The sequence below is a fragment of the Methyloversatilis sp. genome, assembly GCF_051861465.1.
Lineage (GTDB): Bacteria > Pseudomonadota > Gammaproteobacteria > Burkholderiales > Rhodocyclaceae > Methyloversatilis.
The window spans coordinates 320,642-340,258 of sequence record NZ_JBHYCQ010000001.1; the positions used below are offsets into that span (position 1 = coordinate 320,642).

A 19,617-nucleotide genomic window follows, 5' to 3' on the forward strand; every position below is an offset into this window, starting at 1 on the left:
TGCGCACAAACGACACACGAGTCGCGCATCACGTCTGCCCCGCACACCCGTGAGCGGCGTGACGTCGGCAGGTCGCCGGGCCGCGTCGCCTTGCATGCGCACGAGGCTCGGCGCACGATCGCGCCACCTACCCGTTCAAGAATGATTGATTTCCCATGAGTCTCGGACTTGCCGCAGTGTTTCTGGTCGGCCTGCTCGGCGGCGTGCACTGCGCCGGCATGTGCGGCGGCATCGTGTCGGCGATTTCCGCCGGCGTGCCGCAGGTCCGCCAGCCCGGCTGGCGCGCGCAGTTGCCGGCCTTCTCGCTGCACCTTGCCTACAGCACCGGCCGCATCACGAGCTATGCCTTTGCCGGCGCGGTCGCCGGTAGCATCGGCGGCGTCGGCCTGCTGGCTGGCAGTGCGCTGCCGCTGCAGACGGTGCTTTACGTGCTGGCCAACGTGATGATGATCGCGCTCGGCCTGTACCTCACGGGCTACACACGGGTGCTCGCACCCATCGAGGCGCTCGGCCGCCCGCTGTGGGCACGCATCCAGCCGATCGCCGGCCGCTTTCTGCCGGCACGCACGCCGGCGCAGGCGCTGGGCGTCGGCCTGCTGTGGGGATTTCTGCCCTGCGGCATGGTCTACAGCATGCTCGGGCTGGCCCTGCTGTCCGGCTCGCCGGCCAGCGGTGCGCTGATCATGCTGGCTTTCGGACTGGGTACGCTGCCCAACCTGTTGCTGGCCGGCATGCTGCTGACCCGGCTGCGCGCACTCACCCGCAATCCGGCGCTGCGCCGGGTGGCCGGCCTGATGGTGCTGGGTTTCGGCCTGGTCGGGCTGGCGCGCGCGTCCACCCTCGGCGACGGGCTGTGGAACGGGCTCATCTGCCATACTTGAGTGTCCCTGCAACCAGACTGATTTCACCATGCGTATCCTGCTTGCCGTCGATGGTTCCGAACACGGCGTGCGCGCCGCCACCGAAGTGCTGCGCCTGTCCGCCCATTTCACCAGCGTGCCCGAGATTCACTTGCTGTTCGTTCATGCGCCGGTGCCCAGCGGCCTGTTGCAACAACACGTGAGCCGCGAGGCGCTGAACGACTACTACCGCGAAGAAGGCGAGGACGCGACCCGCATCGCGCTGGACACACTGCGCAATGCCAAGGTCGAACCCATCCTGCACCTGCACGTCGGTCCGCCGGCTGAAACCATCGCCCGCTACGCCGAACAGCACGACTGCGAAATGATCGTCATGGGTCGGCGCGGTCACGGCGCACTGGCCAGTTTCGCGCTGGGCTCGATCGCCAGCGGTGTGCTGCATCATTCGAAGCGGCCGGTACTGCTGGTCCTGTAACTGTTGTCTGCCCGGCTGCAATCCGCGCCGGGCCCAGTTCTGGGCCGTGTTCTCGCTCAAGAGTCGCAGCTGCGCGCCGTTAGCCGGAAGAGTTCCTTATTTTTCCGCAATGGATACGCACATGAGCGCCACACCCGTTGCCACCGATCCACTCGAGGTCTGGGTGGACAAGCTGCGCAATCAGGACATGCCCATCTTCAGCGCGACGCTGGCCGCCATCGGCGAGGTCGCGGAGAACGACGCCAGTCCGACGTCGGCGCTCGGGCGCATCATCCTGCGCGATGCCGGCATGACTGCGCGCGTGCTCCGCATGGCCAACTCCGTGTTTTTCCACGGAGAAGGCAGCCGCATCAACACCATTTCGCGCGCGATCGTGCTGCTCGGCTTCGACACCGTGCGCAACATCGCCATATCGGTCGCGCTGATCGACGCCTTCCTGGCCGGTGGCGTACGCGACCGGGTCAGCGCCGAAATGGCGCGCTGCTTTCACGCGGCCGTCCATGCAAAGCATGCCGCCACGGTGCGCGGCGACGCTTCGCCGGAAGAAGTGTTCATCGCGACCCTGCTGTCGCGCATCGGCGAGCTGGCCTTCTGGTGTTTTTCAGGTGAAGCGGGTCAGCAGCTGGATCGCGCGCTGCGCAAGCCCGATGCCGTGCCGGAAAAGGTTGAAAGCGAGGTGCTCGGCTTCCGGCTGCGTTCGCTGACCCAGTTGCTGGCGCGCGAATGGACGCTGCCCGGACTGGTGGCGAACGCCTGTGTGGACACCGCGCGGTCTGACAGCCGCGAAGCGCTGGTGATCGCCAGCTACCGGCTGGCCAGCGCCGCCGAAGCCGGCTGGCAAAGCGAAAAGGCGCGTGAATCGGTGCGCGACTACGCCAAGCTGTTGCGGCAGGACGTGGCAGCCGTTGCGCCGGTGGTCGCTGCGCACGCGCGCGAAGCGGCCTGCCTTGCAGGATTCTATGGTTGCGAAGAGGCCGCGGCGCGCATCCCGGTGCCGGCGCGTCCGGACGAAGAGGATGAAACCGGCGCGCCGGCCATTCTGGCCGACCCCGATCCGGCGCTGCAGTTCGACATTTCGCGTCGCATGGTGGCCCTGATTGCGGCGCACTCGGCTTCCGGCGCGGTGCTCGACCTGGCGCTCGAAGGCGCCGGTCGCTCGCTGGGCGCCGACCGCGCCGTGCTCGCGCTGGTCACCGCCAACCGCTCGCAGCTCACGGCCCGGGCCACGCATGGCCGCGGCGCGCAGCAACTCATGCGTCACTTCAATTTCCTGCTGGCCGGCGCTGCGCGCGATGCGCTGACCGAACTGGTCGATCACGGACGCGTCATCGACGTCGAGGCGTCGCACGTGCCCGCCCCGGGATTGCCGTCCATCACGCGCCTGCGTTCGGCACTGGGCCAGCTACACCAGGTGCTGGTGCCGATCAACGCGCACGGCCACGTCGTGGGCGTGCTGTACATCGATCGAGCAGCAACGCGCCCGCCGATGCGGCCCGGCACGCCGGAATCATTGATGACCTTCGCCCAACTGGCCGGCATCGCGCTGGAAGCCGCTTCGCGCAAGTCTTGAGTCAGAACACCCCGGCGAACAGACCGGGCATCGCCCGGCCCCGGGGCATCACATCCGGCGGCGCGACGCCGCAGCAATGAGTCCTAGCCCCGCGAGCAGCAGCGCATAGGTTTCGGGCTCGGGTACGACCGTCACATCGACCCACACCGCCTTGTGGTCGGAACTGGCCAGATTGGCGTACAGGTTGGGGTCGCGGAAGGTGCCGACCAGATCGAACAGGTCGCCGGTGTTATTGGCCACGGCCGTGTCCGGGTCGACCGGCCAGAAGATGCCGGCATCGGTCATTTCGAGATTGGCGGACGGCAGCACGTAATCGACGCGCAGATTGCCCGGTGCCGAATCGCTGAAGTCGGCGGTGTCGAACTGCGGGTCGCCGGTGTGCGACTGGTTGGCCGTGCCATTGTTGCTCGGGTAGGTCGCCGCGGCCGTGCCGCCGGCCGACGCCGGGGTCAGCGAGGTATTCACCCGCGGGTCGCCCAGCAGCTGGTTGATCGCACCCTGATAGCTGTCGCCATCGAACGGGTCGGCGTTGTAGTCGCCGGCGATGACGAACTTCGCGCCCGCAGCCAGACCGCCTGTGCCGCCCTGATCGTCGTAGATGTAGCCGGCGCCATTGACGTAGTCGGACCAGAAGCGGATTTCGTCGTGGTTGCGCTTGCCGTTGCGGTCTTCCGCGCCGTCAAAGGTCGGCGGCGTCGGATGGGCGGTCAGGAAATGCACGTCCTGACCGTTGATGCGCACCGTCACGTCGACATGGTTCTTCGACGACAGCCGCAGCGCGTTGATTTCCGCCGGCGAATAGAAATCGGCGAGATTGTTGGCGGTCGGGTCATTGGTCAGCAGATTGCCCGGCATGTCCTTCCACAGGAAGGTCTGGAAGCTGCGAACGCCGACGATTTCGTACTTCGAGTAGATCGTGAAGCCGTACTGACCGCCGTAGTTGCCGAAGCCGAAGGCATCGTCGCCGCCAGCGATCACACCGTTGTTGTTCAGGTCGAAGCCGGACGCCAGGCCGGTATTGGTGTTGGGCGTGTAGCGGTAGGCGTAATCGATGCCGCTGGTTACCCCGCGCACCGCATTGCCTTGACCGACCGACAGGAAGTTCTGCTGGAACAGCTGCGCGCCCTGGCTGGAATAGCCCAGCCCGGTCGGCACGCTGCTGGCGGTCGGCGTGCCATCGAGGTCGAAGTCGAATTCATTCACCAGCAGCACGTCGGCGTTCACGCGCTGGGCGATTTCGGCCACGTTGCGCGCCTGCTGGATGCGGTTGGCGACGCTGGCGGTGACGCCGATCGCGCCCGGGTTGGCGAGATCGGACAGCAGCTGGCCGGCGGCGTCGCGGTTCAGCGACGCGTTGAAGGTGGCGAAGCGGACGGTTTCCGCCTGCGCGGCGCCGGCCGTGGCCAGCAGCGCAAGGGCGATCGGGGTGAGGGCAAGTTTCATGTCGGTGTGTCCTTTCAGAGGGGCGTATCAGCGGCGGCGCAGGCGCAGCGTCAGCGTCATCAGGCCGAGGCCGGCGAGGAACTGCACGAAGCGGGTGGGTTCGGGCACGGCCGACACTTCGAGCGCGATGAACTGGGTGACCTGCGTGCCGCTGAAGTTGTTGTCGGCCGCCAGCACCAGCGTGCGGTTGCCGTTGGCCAGCGTGTGGCCCCAGCTGATCGCCTCGATGTTGTCCAGCGTGATGCCGTCGAAGGTGATCGGCAGTTCAAGCAGCAGCTCGCGGCGCATCGGCGTGTAGGTCGCACCGACCAGACTGTCGAAGCTGCTGACATCGGTCGTGTCCGGCATGATTTCGGCCAATGTGAGGCGGATGGTGTTGCCCACGCCGAAGGCGAACGCGCGTTCCACCGCGATGAACCGCGTGTCGGAAATCGCCAGCAGTTCCGGCAGGCCGTTGTCCGGGCCGAATGGCGCGCCGGGCACGGCATCGACCGGAATCGGCGGCAGTGCGTATACATATTGCGCACCGGCCGCGCCGCTGACCGGATCGAGCGCGGTCACGCGTACCACGCTGCCGTTGCTGACTGACGTGAGCGGGCCGTCCTGCACCAGCGCGTCTTCGTTCGCGGTCCAGATCGTGCCGTCGGGCGACACCGTCAGCGCCTCGAACAGCTTGTTGCTGCGCCCGCCGGTGGTGGCGTTGTCGACGTAGTTGAACATCGCCGGCGTGGCGAATTCGCGCACGAAGGCGCCCGAGGTCGTCATTTCGCGCACGAAGGGCTGGTAGCGGCTGGCCGCGTTGCCGCTCCAATTGCCTTCCGACGACCAGTACAGATTGCCGTTCGGTGCCATCCGGATGCCTTCCGGATCGACGGTGCGCGCGTTCGACGGGAAGGTCGAGCCGTCCGGCCGCTGCATGAAGGTCTGGCTGTTCACGGTGACGCCGTTGAAACCGGTGGCGTCGTAATCGAGCGACAGGTTGTAGAAGCGCGGCGTGCCGCGCTCGCCGCCGCGGTCATCCGAAATCGCCCAGTAACGGCCGTCGGCGGCGCGGTCGAGCCCGGAAATCCCGCCGAACTCGACGCCTTCGAACAGCGTGCCGGTCGCGATGCGCTGCTCGCCGATGACGCGCAGCGAGAAGTCGGCCGCCAGCGCGTGGCCGGCACAGGTGGCGAGCAGGGCCACCAGCAAGGTCTTTTTCATTTCGTTGTCCCCAGGTGATCAGGCGCGACGGCGGGCGGCTGCGCCGATCAGGCCGAGACCGGCCAGCAGCATCGCCCAGGTTTCGGGTTCGGGCACGGCGGCCAGTGCAGCGAGCGCGGTGTCCGGGTGATCCGAAAACACGCCATCCACGCCCAGGGCGTAGAACGCGGCGTATTCCTCTTCCGGCGTGCCATAGCCGAGCTGGTAGCCGATCGAGTCGTCGCGGAAAGTCCAGGTGTGCACCAGCAGACCGCGCGCGTGGGCGGCTTCGACGATGCCGGTGCTGCCTTCGACCAGCCGGTCGCGCGCGTCGATCACGCCGTCGCCGGTGCGCTCGACGCCATCGGCCACCGTCTTCAGCAGATAGGGCTTCCACGGACCGATGCCGTCGGCGTAGGTGGCGATGAAGTCGAGGCCGGCTGCGGTCAGCAGATCGCCGAAGGTGCGCGGGTCACCCGCTTCGGCGAAATCGAACGGACGGTCATACGGCGGCACCGTCAGGTCCATGCTGCCGTCGGTATTCACGTCCCAGGCGTCCATCAACTGCACCAGACGGATGTCGGTCTTGCCATTCAGATACTGCAGGTTCGACACCTCGAAGGACTGGATGAACACCGGCGCGGCAGCCGAGTTGCCGTAGGCGGCATGCAGCGTGCTGACCAGCTTGTCCTCGAAGTAATTCGCAGCAAAGCCGTTGTTCGCGGCCTGCGCATTCATGTAGACCGAGTGCTTCAGTTCCGGGTAGATGCCCACGCCCTTCGACTGCGCGAGCGTGATCACTTCGTCCAGCGTCGGGATTTCGTACAGGCCGTTGAAGCTCTGGTCACGGTCGGCGCGCGGCTGTATGGCGCGCAACGTCTTGATTTCGGCCAGCGTGAAGGTGTCGGCGAAGTAGGCGGTGGTGGACACACCGTCGAGCAACCGCGTGGACTTGCGGCTGGCATCGAACACGCTGGACACATTGGTCGTGCCATCGAGAATCGGCTCGTGGCGGGCGATCAGGTGCCCATCCTTCGTCAACACCAGATCGGGTTCGATGAAGTGCGCACCCTGCTCGATGGCGAGCGCGTACGACGCCAGCGTGTGCTCCGGCAGGTAACCGGATGCGCCGCGGTGGCCGATGACGATGGGGGCCGCGCCGTCCAGCGTGTTCCAGGCGAAGGCCGCCGGTGCATTGAAGGCGGACAGCAGTGCGACGCACAGCAGGGCGGGGCGAAGCGTGACCAGTTGTTTCATGACTTTGATCTCCGGGCGATGCAGGGGAATTCGTCCGGGGCGCGCCGGGCGCAGCGCGCCCCGGGGCTCAGCCGGCCTTGCGGCGGCGTGCCATGAAACCGGTCAGCGCGAGGCCGGCCAGCAGCATGGCGTAGGTTTCCGGTTCGGGAATCGACGCCACGGCGGCGACGCCGATGTCCGGGTGATCGGTGAAGAAACCGTCCAGCCCGAGCGCGGTGAAGGCGAGGATCTGGCCCTTCATGTCGCCGAAGGCGGCCGGGTCGCTGCTCGAATCGAACTCGCTCGGCAGGAACACGTTTTCCGCACGGAAGGTCCAGGCGTGCACTTCGAGGCCGAGGCTGTGGGCGTCGGCGATCAGGCTGGTCGGCGTGCCGAGCACGCCACCCACCAGCGGAATCAGCAGATTGGTGTTGGCGCCGACGCCGTCGGCGTAGCCCTCGATGAACAGCAGGCCTTCTGCGTCAAGCTCGGCCAGTTGGGCATAGGTGCGCAGATCGCCCGCCACGATGAAGTCATACGGACGGCCGCTGCCGTTGAGCAGCTGCGCGATGCGGATGTCGGTCTGCGTATTGACGTACTGCAGGTTCGACACTTCGAACGACTGGATATACACCGGCGCGCTGGCGGTGTTGCCGTAGTTGGCGTGCAGCGTGGCGACCAGCGAGTCTTCCATGCGTTGCAGGCCGTTGGCGTCGGCGTAGTTCTTGAAGTAGGTCGGGTGCTTGGTTTCCGGGTAAATGCCGATGGTGCGGCCGGTTTCGACGCTCTTCGCCTTGGCCAGATCAATCACTTCCTGCAGCGTCGGAATGACGAACTGGTTGTTGTAGGCGTTGTTGCCGGTGCGCAGGTCGCGCAGGCGTTCCTGGGTGCGGATGTCAGTGCGGATCTCGGCCGCGGTGAAATCTTCCGCCCACCAGCCGCCCACCTTGGTGCCGTCGAGCGTCTTGACGGTCAGGCGATCGCTGTACCTCTCCAGTTCCCACACATTGGTGCTCGTATCGGTGCGGTTGAGCACGGGCTTGCCATCGGCGCCGAACACGATGTTGCCACTGGCATCCAGATTGACGCGCGCGAGCATCGGCTCGTGGCGGGCGATCAACACGCCGTCCTTCGTCATGACGAGGTCGGGCTCGATGTAATTGGCGCCCTGTTCGATGGCCAGCGTGTAGGCCTCGAGGGTGTGCTCCGGGCGGTAACCGGATGCACCGCGGTGGCCGATTACCAGCGGCGCATTGCCGCTGAGCGTGTTGTAGGGCGACGCAGCCAGCGCATGGGACGGCGCAAGCAGCGGGGCGGCGCCAAGCGTGGCGGCGAGTGCGGCAAACAGTGCGGTGTGTTTCATGTTGCAGACCTCGGTGTCGGGAGCGTTGTCGGGTGATTCGCAGGGCGGTTCCGTCGGGCGCCGGTCCGCAGGCACGATTGCCTGCGGACCGCGTGGCGCTCAGCGCGAGCGACGGCGCACGGCTGCGCCGATCAGGCCGAGACCGGCCAGCAGCATTGCGTAGGTTTCCGGCTCCGGCACAGGGTTGGCGAGGCTGATCTTCAGGAACTCGGTGTGGTCGGAGCCGAGGTCGCGACCGCCGGTGCCGGGGTAGTTGTTGTCGTTGATCACCAGCAGCGTGTTGGCGTCGAGGATGAGCACGTCCTCGATGGTCACGTAGGGGAAGGTGAAGGTGGTGAGGCCGTCGCCATTCAGGTCGTCCGGGTCGGCGATGTTCATCAGGTCGACCAGTTCGGTCTTGGTGACGAAGCCGCCGTCGGCGACACCGGTGGTGTCGGCGATGAAGATCTTCTTGAACGGTGTGCCGTTGGTGGCGGTGCCGCCGTTGCGCTCGATCACCAGGAAGCGGTGGTCATCGATGGCGGTCATGTCGCCGATGGCCGTGCCCTGCGCTTCGAGTTGATACAGGTAGTCGAGGCCGGTATAGCTTTCGCTGTCGATGCTGAATTCATTGATGCGCAGGCTTCTGGCGGGATCGCCGGCAACCGTGCGCTCGAGCAGCGTGTAGAGCCGGTCGCCGCTGGCGTTGATGGCCATGCCCTCGAAGCCGCCGGAGCCGCCGAGGTTGCTCGCCACCGAACCATTCAGCACGGCCTCGTGCTGCGGCGCGAACACGCCGGGCAGCGCGATTTCGCGACGCTGCACCACGCCGCTGGCATCGGTCTTGACCAGGTAGGGGCCGAATTCGTCACCGAACCACAGGTTGCCGTTCTTGTCCTGACGCACCGATTCGATGTCCAGGTCGGCGCCGGTGAGCAGGCGGCCGGACTTGATCGACGCATCCACGAGCGGGTTGGCGGCGTGGTTGTAGTAGTGCGTGTAGTCGGCCTGGATCTTGATGCTCAGCAGGTTCTTCGGGTCGCTCAGCGTGATGCGGCTGGCTGCGTTGAAGGCCGGCAGCGACGCGCCGGAGTTCCAGTCGGCGGCGGACACGCTGCCACTGCCGCCCTGTGCGGTGCGGAAGTCGACATTCACCGCGTAGCTGCGCAGCAAGGTGTCGCCCGAATTGCCCTGCGCGCCGAAGCCGTTGTCGGAGATGACGCGGAAACTGCCGTTGGCACCGGCCAGCACGCCGGAGAAGCCCTGCACCGGCTGCAGGTCGATCAGCGGCAGCGGGTTGCCACCGGCGCCGGCACCGGCAAACTGGCCCGAGGTCGGGCCGTCGGAGAAGGTATTGGCCGGCATCACGGCCCAGCCGGCCAGCGTGTTCTGTGCGGCATGCGCGGTCGGTGCGGCAAAGGCGGCGGTCAGCGCGAGCGCGAGGCTCAGACGTGCGAAATCAGCGTTCATGGTTCATCTCCCCTGTGTGGTCGGTCCGGCCGATGCCGGCAACACGCGGAAGGCTGGGGAGGGCGCTTTGCAGTGCCGTGAAGGTGAACTGGTCCGTTCGGATCATGGCGCGTCGCCGGCCGCACGCAGCATGGCTTTGCACGCAGGCGGCGGGTCCACCGAAAGCGGGCACAAGGTCGTTTCCGGACACTCTGTGCAGGGGCAGGATTGCGCGCCGGTTACAGAGAAGGTGAATTCATGTGACGGGCGTGCAGTGCGGCGGTGTGCCACACGAATCGACGGCCGGCACGAGCCTGCATGTAAACTCGCGGCTTTACCCCCCTGCGAGACCCCGCCATGCCCGTGAATTACCAGACGCCGTCTGCCGAATCCATCCTGCCGGTCGCCGGCGTGCGATTGGGCATCGCCCAGGCCGGCATCCGCAAGGCCAACCGGCGCGACCTGTGCCTGATTTCGCTGGTGCCGGGCGCCCGCGTGGCCGGTGTCTTCACGGTGAATCGCTTCTGCGCCGCGCCGGTGCAGGTGTGCCGCGACCACCTGTCGCGCAGCGACATCCGCGCGCTGGTCATCAACACCGGCATCGCCAACGCCGGCACCGGCGAACCCGGCCTGGTCGCCGCGCACGCCAGCTGCATTGCCGTGGCGCGCGTGCTCGGCGTGGCACCGGAGCAGGTGCTGCCGTTTTCCACCGGCGTCATCATGGAGCCGCTGCCGGTCGACCGCATCGAACGCGGTCTGCCCGCCTGCATGGCCGATCTCGACGAAGGCAACTGGCACGCCGCAGCGCACGCCATCATGACCACGGATACCGTCGCCAAGGTGGCGTCGCGCACCGTCCAGATCGACGGCCGCACCGTCACGCTCAGCGGCATCAGCAAGGGCGCAGGCATGATCAAACCCAATATGGCCACCATGCTGGGCTTCATGGCGACCGACGCCGCCGTGTCGCAGGCCGCGCTCGAAACCATGGTGAAGCACGCCGCGGACCGCTCGTTCAACTGCATCACGGTCGACGGCGACACCTCGACCAATGATTCATTCATGCTGATTGCGTCCGGCACTGCCGGCAACGCCGAAATCACCACGCTCGACAGCGAAGCCGGCGCCGCGCTGGCCGAGGCCGTGACCTCGCTCGCCGTAGAACTGGCGCAGGCCATCGTGCGCGACGGCGAAGGCGCAACCAAGTTCATCACCATCGAGATCGAGGGCGGTCGCGACGTCGCAGAGTGCAAGGCAGTCGGCTATGCCATCGCGCACTCGCCGCTGGTGAAAACCGCCTTCTTCGCGTCCGACCCCAACCTCGGCCGCATCCTCGCCGCCGTCGGCAACGCCGCGCAGAACCATCCGCCGCTGGAAGACCTCGATACCTCGAAGGTGAGCCTGTGGATCGGCGACTTCCTGGTCGCGAAAGACGGCGGCCGCAACCCCGCCTACCGCGAAGAGCAGGGCGCCTCGGCGATGGCCCCGGCCGAAATCACCCTCCGCGTGGCACTGGGCCGCGGCAGCGCCCGCGCCACCTGCTGGACCTGCGACTTCAGCTACGACTACGTGAAGATCAACGCGGACTACCGCAGCTAAGCTGGATGGACGTGCTGAGTCAGCCGCTGTCGAAACCGGAACTCGATACGCTTGAAGATTTTCTCGCGTCGCCGCAGTTCGAATACCGGGCGATGGAATTGCCGATGCTGGAAGGCTTCCTGACCGCCCTCGTCATCGGACCGCGCATGGTCATGCCGGGCGAATGGCTGCCCCGGGTGTGGGACCGCTACGACGCAGCTGTGGCACCCGCCTTCGCCGACGCCGGACAGGCCGAGCGCATCACCACGCTGTTGATGCGCTTCATGAATGGCATCGCAGACACCTTCCTGAACGATCCGGGCGCCTTCCAGCCCATCTTCTGGCAGCCCGAGCGGCGAGGGGCCCCGGAATGGTGTGAAGGCTTCCTGGCCGGCACCGCGTTCTGCGACGCCGAATGGGCCGCGCTCTGGGACGAGGAGCCCGCTCTGTTCTCACCCCTGATGCGCCTGGGGACCGACGAAGGTCGCGCGATGATCCGCGAGGACGGCGAAACCGAGGTGTGGATGAAGCTGGTCCAGCCGATGCTGGTCGCCATTCATGAAATCTGGCTGCAGGCGCGCACCCTGCCGCTCGACGGCGGCCATGAAAGCGCTTTCGAGGATGACGACGCACCCGCCGAACCCTTTGCGCGCCCTGAGCCGAAGGTCGGCCGCAACGACGCCTGCCCGTGCGGCAGCGGCAAGAAGTTCGAGAAGTGCTGCGGTGGCGGGGACCGGTCGGTGCATTGATCTACACCGTCGCGCGCACGCGGTGCCCGTGTGTCTGATAGCCCGTTCGGACCACGCCGCAGCGCACTTGCCGTCACGTCGTCGACATCCGCCGGACCGATGATTGAAGTATCGTCATCGCTCTCGGAGTTCTGAATGTCCTCGTCCTGTCCCTCTCCCGGTCGCCGTCGTCTGCTGCAAAGCTCGGGCGCGCTGGCGGCCACCCGCTTCACCGGCCTGATGGGCGCGCTGTACGCGCAGAACGCGCTGGCCGCCACCGGCAAGCAGACCGTGTCCGCCCTGTCGCCCTACGGCGCGCTGGCGCCGGTGAAGGACGCGACCACCGGCCTGCCGCTGCTGCAGCTGCCGCCGGGCTTCAGCTACCGCAGCTTCGGCTGGACCGGCGACAGCATGAGCGATGGCAACCCGACGCCGGGCAATCACGACGGCATGGCCGTAGTCACGTCGCGCCGTGTCGGCCGCAGCACCGAACTCGTGCTGGTGCGCAACCACGAGCGCGGTCTGGTCGCCACCCAGGCGGAAGCCATCCAGGCGCCGCGCAGCTACGCCACGCAGCCGGTGAACGGCATCATCACCGTGTATTACGGCAACCTGCCCATCCGCATCGGGGCGGGCGGCATCGTGACCGACCCGTCGGCCGCCGCGCCGGCGCCCTTCGTCGGCTATCCGGCCGGCGGCACCACCAACCTGCTGTTCCGCGACGCCAGTTGGGCCGGCGCCACCGGCTCGATCGGCGGCACGCTGGGCAACTGCGCCGGCGGCCCGACGCCTTGGGGCACCTGGCTCACCTGCGAAGAAACCATCTACGACTTCTCCAGCATCGGCGGCAAGAAGCACGGCTACGTGTTCGAAGTCGACGCCGACGCCGGTGACTCGATCGCCGATCCCATCATCGGCATGGGCCGCTTCGTGCACGAGGCCGTGGCGGTCGATCCGACCACCGGCTACGTCTATGAAACGGAAGACAACCGCAACGTATCGGCCTTCTTCCGCTACCGGCCCGCCGATACCTCGGGCGAACCGGGCAGCCTGCACAACGGTGGCACGCTGCAGGCGGCGCGCATCAAGGCCATCGTGCGCAAGGCCGTACCGGCCACGCTGGCCCAGGCCAACGACCAGGGTCTGCTGAACCCGGACATCGGTGACGAATACGAACTGGAGTGGGTGGACGTCGCCAACCCGGATGCCGACCCGGTGGTTGTCGCCGGCCAGCCCGGCGGTGTCAGCCTCGCCTTCATGTCCGGCCCCACCTACCAGGCCATCAGCCAGGGCGGCGCGCGCATGAGCCGCGGCGAAGGCATCTGGTATTCGGCCGGCAAGATGTTCATCGTCGATACCGCCGCCGGCACCGACAGCCGCTCGCGCGTCGGCCAGGGCGAAGGTGCGGTGTGGGAACTGACGCTGGCCACCATGCGCCTGCGCGCCATCTTCGTCAGTGGCAACCAGACCGCCGGCAATAATCCGGACAACGTCACCGTCAGCCCGCGCGGCGGCGTGCTGCTGTGCGAGGACGGCGGCGGCTCGACCGACGTCTACGGCACCGGCTCGCGTCTGCTCGGCCTGAACCCGGCGGGCGAGGCCTACATCTTCTGCAAGAACAACGTAACGCTGTCGGCCGACCAGATCGCGAGCGCAGGCAAGTTCGCCGCCGCCGCTGACTATCGCGGCTTCGAATTCTGCGGCGCCTGCTTCGATCCGACCGGCCGCGTGCTGTTCGCGAATATCCAGACACCGGGCATCACCGTGGCCATCACCGGCCCGTGGGCCAAGGGCAATCTTTAAGCACCGATCCGGGAGCCATCACATGAACATCCGCCACACCCTCGCCGCCGCGCTGTGCGCCCTCGCACTCGCCCCGGCCGCCCACGCCTACACGCTCGACGTCATCGCCGCCAACGGCAACACCGTGGACACCAGCTTCAGCACGCCGGACATGCTGTCCATCGACTTCGGCCTGATCAACACGCTGCCCGTCACATTCACGCTGACCCGCGACGAGAGCGACCTGCCGATGCTCGACTTCAATGCCATCGTCCGCAATTACATCGGTCTGGGCTTCGAAAGCCTGACGCTGACGATATCCGGTGGCCTGTTCAACACCCTGGGCAGCGCCGGCGGCACCTTCGGCTCGGTCGCTACCGTCACCGGCAGCGTCGACACCGCACGCGTCAGCTTCAGCGGCCCGGAATACGTCGAAGCCACGCTCGGCGACTGGTTCCTCGACGGCAGCCAGACCGACTTCGTGCTCGACATCGCCAACGCCACCGGCCCGGTCACCCTGACCCTCACCGCCGTGGTGCCCGAACCCGAAAGCTGGGCCATGATGCTGGCCGGCCTGGGTCTGCTCGGCGCAGCGGTGAGTCGCCGTCGCTGAAGGGCGGGCAGGGCAAAGCAAATGAAGTATCCGGTGCCGTGCGCACCGGATGCTCGGCCTCGCGCCGACGCCCGCGCCACTCAACCGGGCTTCGTTACGCCGAAGTCGAGCAGCGAACGCTGCAGTTCGTCCGTGCCGGTCCGGATCACGGCGATGCCGTGACGTCCGAGCACTTCCATCATCTCCCCGACAGAAAGCCCCGCCATCCGGGCCGCCATGCCCAGGGACACGCGTTCCTCATCAAACAGGCGCATCGCCAGCGCAGTGACCACCTCTTCCGGCAGCACGCCGGCATGCATCGGCACAGCGACGAACACCGGTTCGCCTTTGCTCGTCACGACCGACAAGCGACCTTCTTCGGCGCGCCGGATCATTTTGCCGGCGTGTTTTCGCAGGGCGCGGGATACGAAGGTTTTCATGACGTGATTTTGGATGGTTTCGAGCTTCATGCGCCGCATGGCGTCGCGTTCCGGGGAGATTTAACATCTCGATTGCGATGTCACGTGACGGCGTCGACGCGAAGCGACCGCTGATGTGTGGTGACGGAACCGATCGGTCAGCTGACCCTGCTTAAACGGACTCATACGGCTGCCAGCCAAGGGCCGTCCTGCCCGAAAACGCTGTTGCGATGAATAGTCGAGCGCGCCCGATAACCCATGCGCAGGATCATCTCAAGGTTGTCTTGATTCATACGCCGTTTCACGCTCAGTGAAGCTTCAAGGGCAACTATTCGGAATTTCCGAACAGTTCGGTCGGCGGCAGTCGCGCGACACGCGCTGAGGGGGTATGACTGCGAGCGTTTTAAGCGGTCACTGATTCACACCCGCCCACGGTAGGTGCAATGGGGCGACGCGTTGAAACCCGTGCAGCCGGTTTTGCCGTCATCTCAATCGATGGCGCTGCGGTGTCGTATGGGGGCCGCAACGCCAGGCGCAGCGCTGGTGCGGGTACCCCGCATATCGGGCGTGCACTCGGGCGCGTAACGGATTGATCCAGCCATGGGCCAGGCGTCGGCGCTGATTGGTGGATGTCTGCCCGGCGCCCGGTTCGTTCAAAAGATCGCCCTGTTCGTTCAAGCCTCCGTTTCCCCGCTTCCCTAGAGTCTGCCCGTGTGTTGCCGTCGGCCGCAGGTGTGCGTTCGCGAGACGGGGACGGGGGTGGAATCATTCAAGTCAGACAACGGAGGAAGCAAATGAGCGAAGCATCTGTGGCCACGAAAGTGGCTGGGGAGACCGGAAGCGCGAAGACGTACGACGCAGTCGTGATCGGGGCGGGCGTGGCGGGGCTTTATCAGGTTTATCGCCTGCGCGAGATGGGCATGTCGGTCCTTGGCATCGAGGCCGGCTCCGGCGTGGGCGGTACCTGGTACTGGAACCGCTACCCCGGTGCGCGCTTCGATTCGGAAGCGGAGATCTACCAGTACTGGTTCGACGAGGCCATGTTCAAGAACTGGCAGCCGACGGAACGCTTTCCGGCCCAGCCGGAAACCGAGCGCTGGCTGAATTACGTGGCTGACCGCACCGATCTGCGCAAGCACTACAGTTTCGGCACGCGCGTGACCGCTGCGCACTATGACGAAGCCGGACAGCAGTGGCGGGTTGAAACCGATCGCGGCGACACGGTCACCGCGCGCTTCCTGATCTGCTGCACTGGCATGCTGTCGGCGCCGCTCAGCAACATTTTCGAAGGCCAGGAGAGTTTCAAGGGCCAGATCTTCCACACGGCACGCTGGCCGAAGGAACGGGTCGAGTTCGTCGGCAAGCGCGTGGGCGTCGTGGGCACGGGCGCGACCGGTATCCAGGTCATCCAGACCATCGCGCCGCAGGTCGGGCACATGAAGGTGTTCCTTCGTACGCCGCAGTACATCATCCCGATGCGCAACCCGAAGTACACCCCGGCGGACTGGGCACAGCAGGGCAAGCGATTCAGCGAAATCCGTGACCGCGTGCAGGGCACCTTCTCCGGCTTCGAATAAGACTTCGACAACGGCGCATGGGCCGACCTCACGCCGGCGCAGCGCACCGAAGTGCTGGAACGCCTGTGGGCGGACGGTTCGCTGGCGCTGTGGCTCTCTTCCTTCGCCGAAATGTTCTTCGACGAAAAGGTGAATGACGTGGTGTCCGAATTCGTGCGCGAAAAAATGCGCGCGCGCATCAAGGACCCGGAGCTGTGCGCGAAGCTCATTCCGACCAGCTACGGCTTCGGCACGCATCGCGTGCCGCTGGAGAGCAACTATCTGGAGGTGTTCCACCAGCCCAACGTCGAGATCGTCGACGTCAAGGCGTCTCCCATCGTGCGCATCGTGCCCGAAGGCGTGATGACCGCCGACGGCACGGTGCACGAACTCGACATTCTGGTGCTCGCCACCGGCTTCGACGCCGGCACCGGCGCGCTGACCCGAATCGATATCCGGGGCCGTGACGGCCGCTCGCTGAAGGAAGAGTGGGGCCAGGAAGTCCGCACCGCGATGGGTCTGCAGGTGCATGGCTACCCGAATCTCTTCACCACCGGTGCTCCGCTGGCGCCGTCAGCTGCGCTGTGCAACATGACCACCTGCCTGCAGCAGCAGGTCGGCTGGATATCGGACTGCATCCGCGACATGCGGGAAAAGGGTTTGAAGGTGATCGAAGCGTCAAAGGAGATTCAGGATCAGTGGGTGGCCCATCACGACGAGATCGCCAACAAGACGCTCGTGGTGAAGACCGACTCCTGGTACATGGGCTCCAACGTGAGCGGCAAGCCGCGTCGCCTGCTGTCCTACATCGGCGGTGTCGGCACCTACCGCCAGAAGTGTGCAGACGTCGCGGCCAGCGGCTACAGCGGCTTCAGGTTCGCCTGAACGACGAATGGCCTGACCGCAGGCCATCGCGCCCGGCTCCACCACCCCGGTGGGGCCGGGCCGAGCGGTAGCCCGCACAGGCGTCGGATCGCAATTCCGGATCCTGCGTCGGCAACATCCTTCATCTCCAGGCATGCGTGCAGTGCTGCGGCAGTTGCCCGTGGGCAGTCACATGCCTGATTTCGTCCGGCCCCGACCTCGTGCCTTTTCTGAGGACACATGTGGCCCTGATCGCCAGCGTGCCTGGCCAGGTGCGAGCCAACGTCTGAAAGGGATGTCTGTCCCGATGCGGCATGCCTGAGCCGGGCGACGGCCCGTGCAGCGTGCAGCCATCGCTCATCGTTCGGCGCTCGCGTTGCGCGAACGTCGGCGCGGATGGGGCATGCGCATGCAACCCGATGCGCCCGGCGCACGAGCCCAGGAAGACCATGGCTTGACGCGCGAGCACCCGCGACAGACTGCGGACGCACAGCAGGTCTGCGCGCAACGTCATAGTATTCGGTCCTGATGGATGCTGAGCGGTGCTGCAGTGGGGTTGCGCTGCGCCGGCGAGGACTGCGACGTCGCCTTACACGGTTGCGGAGTGAGTTGTCGGGCGTGTTCCGGTGCGGGCGTTCATCAAGGTGCTGCCCGGCACGCCGCGTGTCGCCCGCTGCCTTTCCGGTGACCGGTCAAGAAGCAGACTTTCGGTGGTCGAGAACCCGGCTGGCCGATCAACCCAGCGATGCGCCGCCCTCCGCAGCGGCGCGTCCGGACCGACTTGCCATCGCTTTTACCTATATATATGCATCACAGACTGACCCGGTACCCGAACCTTGACTGATTCACGACTTGTATTCACCGAAGGCGACGCCGAGAAGAGCCTCCGCTGGCAATCCGAAGCCGGCTTGCCGCCGCCGAAGCGTGTGGTGGTCGCCGACGACACCTTGAGCGCCGACAGCGCCTTCCGACTCGCCAGCGAGGGCACGGCGCTGTTGTGGCGCAGCGATTTCCAGAACGCGCGGCAACTGCTGCAGGCGCTGGTGCGGCGGGTGGACCGCAAGCCGCGCAAGCCCGCCGCCACGATGCGCGATGCGTTCAATCAGCACCGGCTGGCACAGTCGCAGCGCGCCCGCACGCTGGGCATGCTGCTGATTCCGTTCGACGCCGGGCACGTCATTCCGCTGCGCCGCGCACCCGATGTGGTCGAGGCCTGCACGCAGGCGCACGGCGAGGCGCGCGAAGGCTATGTGTGTTCGCTGCGCGAGTTGCTGGGCGTGATCAGCGCCTACGAGTGGCGGCGCAACGGCGTCGAGGTGCCGGCGCTCGAAGCGCGCATCCATCCGCATTACGGCGTGTTCTCACCGGTGCGCGGCGAATATGTCGATCTGGTGGCGAAGGCGCCGCTGCCGGCGGTGCTGAAAAAGGCGTCGCGCGCTTTCGACATCGGCACCGGTACCGGCGTGCTGGCCGCTCTGCTGGCCAAGCGCGGCGTGGCGAAGGTGGTTGCGACCGATCAGGACGAGCGCGCGCTGGCCTGCGCGCGCGACAACGTCGCCCGCCTCGGGCTCGAATCGCAGATCGACGTGCGCGCCGCCGACCTGTTCCCGGATGGCCGCGCGCCGCTCATCGTGTGCAACCCGCCCTGGCTGCCGGCGCGCCCGGCCTCGCCACTGGAACACGCGGTGTACGACCCGGACAGCCGCATGCTGCGCGGCTTCCTGTCGGGGCTGGCGGAACACCTGGGGCCGGACGGCGAAGGCTGGCTCATCCTGTCGGACTTTGCCGAACACCTCGGGCTGCGCACCGCCGACGAACTGCAGGGCTGGATCGACGGCGCGGGTCTGAAGGTGCTCGGCCACCTCGACGCCCGCCCGCGCCATCCCAAGGCGAGCGACGAGTCCGACCCGCTGCATGCGGCACGCTCGCAGGAAGTGACCCGCCTTTGGCGGCTGGGCGCGAAAGAGGGCATCTGACGCCAGCGCCGCCGACAGGGTTTTCTTGCGAGCGGGTCCTGCCTGCGATGCGAGCGTTGATCACGCGCCATCGCCAATTCGCAGTGGGGAATCGCGGGCAGGGCCCGCTCCTACGAAAGACGTCGCAGGACGCTGAATTCGGCGCGAATCTCGTAGGAGCCTGCCCTGCAGGCGATGCGGTCTCCGAACATGCGACTATGCATGTACAACGTTCGCATCGCGGGCAAAGCCCGCTCCTGTGAAAGACGTCGCCGCTGGTTGAGCAATCGCGAGTTTGAATTCGTACCGGTCAGCTCGTTGCCCACATCACCAGCGCGATCAGCACGACATTCACCGCGATGGCGGCGAACAGGCCGCCGAGCAGGAAGTGCTGCGGGCCGAGCCCTTCGGTGGTGCGGTTGATCATGCGCGTGCGACCGATGCCGGTGAAGGTCAGCAGGATGATCTTGAGGGCGCGCAGACTGCCGCGCAGCAGCGGGACGGGAGCTTGATCCATCGCCCGATTGTGCCTGACCGGCCTGCGCTGTGCTGGTCGTCGGCAGCCCTGTGCGGCCGTGGCATGATG

17 protein-coding genes are annotated in these 19,617 nt (G+C 66.5%); 10 read left to right on the top strand and 7 right to left on the bottom strand.

Going from position 1 to position 19,617, the window contains the following annotated elements:
* Positions 1 to 155 precede the first annotated feature (155 nt).
* The 3 genes from ACTIFF_RS01460 (at position 156) to ACTIFF_RS01470 (ending at position 2,905) form a co-directional block, all read left to right on the top strand.
* A complete protein-coding gene (locus ACTIFF_RS01460) occupies positions 156 to 881 on the top strand; it encodes a sulfite exporter TauE/SafE family protein (protein ID WP_439535210.1) in 726 nt (241 codons plus the stop codon).
* A 28-nt stretch (positions 882 to 909) separates the two neighbouring features.
* Positions 910 to 1,335, top strand: a complete 426-nt coding sequence (locus ACTIFF_RS01465; protein WP_439535211.1) for a universal stress protein — start codon at positions 910 to 912, stop codon at positions 1,333 to 1,335.
* 121 nt (positions 1,336 to 1,456) lie between these two features.
* Positions 1,457 to 2,905, top strand: coding sequence for an HDOD domain-containing protein (locus ACTIFF_RS01470; protein WP_439535212.1), 1,449 nt, complete (start codon positions 1,457 to 1,459; stop codon positions 2,903 to 2,905).
* A gap of 48 nt (positions 2,906 to 2,953) precedes the next feature.
* On the opposite strand, the gene ACTIFF_RS01475 is transcribed toward ACTIFF_RS01470, so the two are convergent.
* The 5 genes from ACTIFF_RS01475 to ACTIFF_RS01495 form a co-directional block, all read right to left on the bottom strand.
* A complete protein-coding gene (locus ACTIFF_RS01475) occupies positions 2,954 to 4,348 on the bottom strand; it encodes an endonuclease/exonuclease/phosphatase family protein (RefSeq protein WP_439535213.1) in 1,395 nt (464 codons plus the stop codon).
* Positions 4,349 to 4,375: 27 nt separating this feature from the next.
* Positions 4,376 to 5,551, bottom strand: a complete 1,176-nt coding sequence (locus ACTIFF_RS01480; RefSeq protein WP_439535214.1) for an esterase-like activity of phytase family protein — start codon at positions 5,549 to 5,551, stop codon at positions 4,376 to 4,378.
* 18 nt (positions 5,552 to 5,569) lie between these two features.
* Positions 5,570 to 6,787 (bottom strand): glycerophosphodiester phosphodiesterase family protein, encoded by a 1,218-nt coding sequence (locus ACTIFF_RS01485; protein WP_439535215.1) that lies wholly within the window; start codon positions 6,785 to 6,787, stop codon positions 5,570 to 5,572.
* 67 nt (positions 6,788 to 6,854) lie between these two features.
* Complete coding sequence (locus ACTIFF_RS01490; RefSeq protein ID WP_439535216.1) at positions 6,855 to 8,129, bottom strand: glycerophosphodiester phosphodiesterase family protein; 1,275 nt, start codon at positions 8,127 to 8,129, stop codon at positions 6,855 to 6,857.
* A 99-nt stretch (positions 8,130 to 8,228) separates the two neighbouring features.
* Positions 8,229 to 9,578 (bottom strand): esterase-like activity of phytase family protein, encoded by a 1,350-nt coding sequence (locus ACTIFF_RS01495; protein ID WP_439535217.1) that lies wholly within the window; start codon positions 9,576 to 9,578, stop codon positions 8,229 to 8,231.
* A 336-nt stretch (positions 9,579 to 9,914) separates the two neighbouring features.
* Here ACTIFF_RS01495 and argJ point away from each other — a divergent pair, with 336 nt between their 5' ends.
* From argJ to ACTIFF_RS01515, 4 genes are all read left to right on the top strand, one after another.
* On the top strand, positions 9,915 to 11,156 hold the full coding sequence (gene argJ / locus ACTIFF_RS01500) for a bifunctional glutamate N-acetyltransferase/amino-acid acetyltransferase ArgJ (protein ID WP_439535218.1): 1,242 nt from the start codon (positions 9,915 to 9,917) through the stop codon (positions 11,154 to 11,156).
* 5 nt (positions 11,157 to 11,161) lie between these two features.
* On the top strand, positions 11,162 to 11,884 hold the full coding sequence (locus tag ACTIFF_RS01505; protein WP_439535219.1) for a UPF0149 family protein: 723 nt from the start codon (positions 11,162 to 11,164) through the stop codon (positions 11,882 to 11,884).
* 135 nt (positions 11,885 to 12,019) lie between these two features.
* The gene (locus ACTIFF_RS01510; RefSeq protein ID WP_439535220.1) at positions 12,020 to 13,666 is read left to right on the top strand and encodes a PhoX family protein; all 1,647 of its coding nucleotides are present in this window, start codon (positions 12,020 to 12,022) and stop codon (positions 13,664 to 13,666) included.
* Positions 13,667 to 13,688: 22 nt separating this feature from the next.
* Positions 13,689 to 14,258 (top strand): PEPxxWA-CTERM sorting domain-containing protein, encoded by a 570-nt coding sequence (locus ACTIFF_RS01515; RefSeq protein ID WP_439535221.1) that lies wholly within the window; start codon positions 13,689 to 13,691, stop codon positions 14,256 to 14,258.
* A gap of 80 nt (positions 14,259 to 14,338) precedes the next feature.
* On the opposite strand, the gene ACTIFF_RS01520 is transcribed toward ACTIFF_RS01515, so the two are convergent.
* Positions 14,339 to 14,716, bottom strand: coding sequence for a UPF0175 family protein (locus tag ACTIFF_RS01520; protein WP_439535222.1), 378 nt, complete (start codon positions 14,714 to 14,716; stop codon positions 14,339 to 14,341).
* A 734-nt stretch (positions 14,717 to 15,450) separates the two neighbouring features.
* Between ACTIFF_RS01520 and ACTIFF_RS01525 the strand changes: the two genes are divergently transcribed.
* From ACTIFF_RS01525 to ACTIFF_RS01535, 3 genes are all read left to right on the top strand, one after another.
* The gene (locus tag ACTIFF_RS01525; RefSeq protein WP_439535223.1) at positions 15,451 to 16,233 is read left to right on the top strand and encodes a flavin-containing monooxygenase; all 783 of its coding nucleotides are present in this window, start codon (positions 15,451 to 15,453) and stop codon (positions 16,231 to 16,233) included.
* Between the two features lie 51 nt (positions 16,234 to 16,284).
* Positions 16,285 to 17,097 (top strand): flavin-containing monooxygenase, encoded by an 813-nt coding sequence (locus tag ACTIFF_RS01530; RefSeq protein ID WP_439535224.1) that lies wholly within the window; start codon positions 16,285 to 16,287, stop codon positions 17,095 to 17,097.
* A gap of 815 nt (positions 17,098 to 17,912) precedes the next feature.
* Positions 17,913 to 19,052, top strand: a complete 1,140-nt coding sequence (locus ACTIFF_RS01535) for a methyltransferase (RefSeq protein WP_439535225.1) — start codon at positions 17,913 to 17,915, stop codon at positions 19,050 to 19,052.
* Between the two features lie 289 nt (positions 19,053 to 19,341).
* Here the strand turns inward: ACTIFF_RS01535 and ACTIFF_RS01540 are convergent, their stop codons facing one another.
* Positions 19,342 to 19,548, bottom strand: a complete 207-nt coding sequence (locus ACTIFF_RS01540; protein ID WP_257098274.1) for a DUF2970 domain-containing protein — start codon at positions 19,546 to 19,548, stop codon at positions 19,342 to 19,344.
* Positions 19,549 to 19,617: the final 69 nt, after the last annotated feature.

Bases quoted from the DNA above. Each gene is read 5' to 3' on its own strand.
- ACTIFF_RS01465 (WP_439535211.1), top strand. From the start codon at position 910: ATGCGTATCCTGCTTGCCGTCGATGGTTCCGAACACGGCGTGCGCGCC.
- ACTIFF_RS01485 (WP_439535215.1), bottom strand. From the start codon at position 6,787: ATGAAACAACTGGTCACGCTTCGCCCCGCCCTGCTGTGCGTCGCACTG.
- ACTIFF_RS01540 (WP_257098274.1), bottom strand. From the start codon at position 19,548: ATGGATCAAGCTCCCGTCCCGCTGCTGCGCGGCAGTCTGCGCGCCCTC.
- ACTIFF_RS01480 (WP_439535214.1), bottom strand. From the start codon at position 5,551: ATGAAAAAGACCTTGCTGGTGGCCCTGCTCGCCACCTGTGCCGGCCAC.
- ACTIFF_RS01475 (WP_439535213.1), bottom strand. From the start codon at position 4,348: ATGAAACTTGCCCTCACCCCGATCGCCCTTGCGCTGCTGGCCACGGCC.
- ACTIFF_RS01520 (WP_439535222.1), bottom strand. From the start codon at position 14,716: ATGCGGCGCATGAAGCTCGAAACCATCCAAAATCACGTCATGAAAACC.
- ACTIFF_RS01515 (WP_439535221.1), top strand. From the start codon at position 13,689: ATGAACATCCGCCACACCCTCGCCGCCGCGCTGTGCGCCCTCGCACTC.
- argJ (WP_439535218.1), top strand. From the start codon at position 9,915: ATGCCCGTGAATTACCAGACGCCGTCTGCCGAATCCATCCTGCCGGTC.
- ACTIFF_RS01470 (WP_439535212.1), top strand. From the start codon at position 1,457: ATGAGCGCCACACCCGTTGCCACCGATCCACTCGAGGTCTGGGTGGAC.
- ACTIFF_RS01460 (WP_439535210.1), top strand. From the start codon at position 156: ATGAGTCTCGGACTTGCCGCAGTGTTTCTGGTCGGCCTGCTCGGCGGC.
- ACTIFF_RS01510 (WP_439535220.1), top strand. From the start codon at position 12,020: ATGTCCTCGTCCTGTCCCTCTCCCGGTCGCCGTCGTCTGCTGCAAAGC.
- ACTIFF_RS01495 (WP_439535217.1), bottom strand. From the start codon at position 9,578: ATGAACGCTGATTTCGCACGTCTGAGCCTCGCGCTCGCGCTGACCGCC.
- ACTIFF_RS01505 (WP_439535219.1), top strand. From the start codon at position 11,162: ATGGACGTGCTGAGTCAGCCGCTGTCGAAACCGGAACTCGATACGCTT.
- ACTIFF_RS01490 (WP_439535216.1), bottom strand. From the start codon at position 8,129: ATGAAACACACCGCACTGTTTGCCGCACTCGCCGCCACGCTTGGCGCC.
- ACTIFF_RS01525 (WP_439535223.1), top strand. From the start codon at position 15,451: ATGAGCGAAGCATCTGTGGCCACGAAAGTGGCTGGGGAGACCGGAAGC.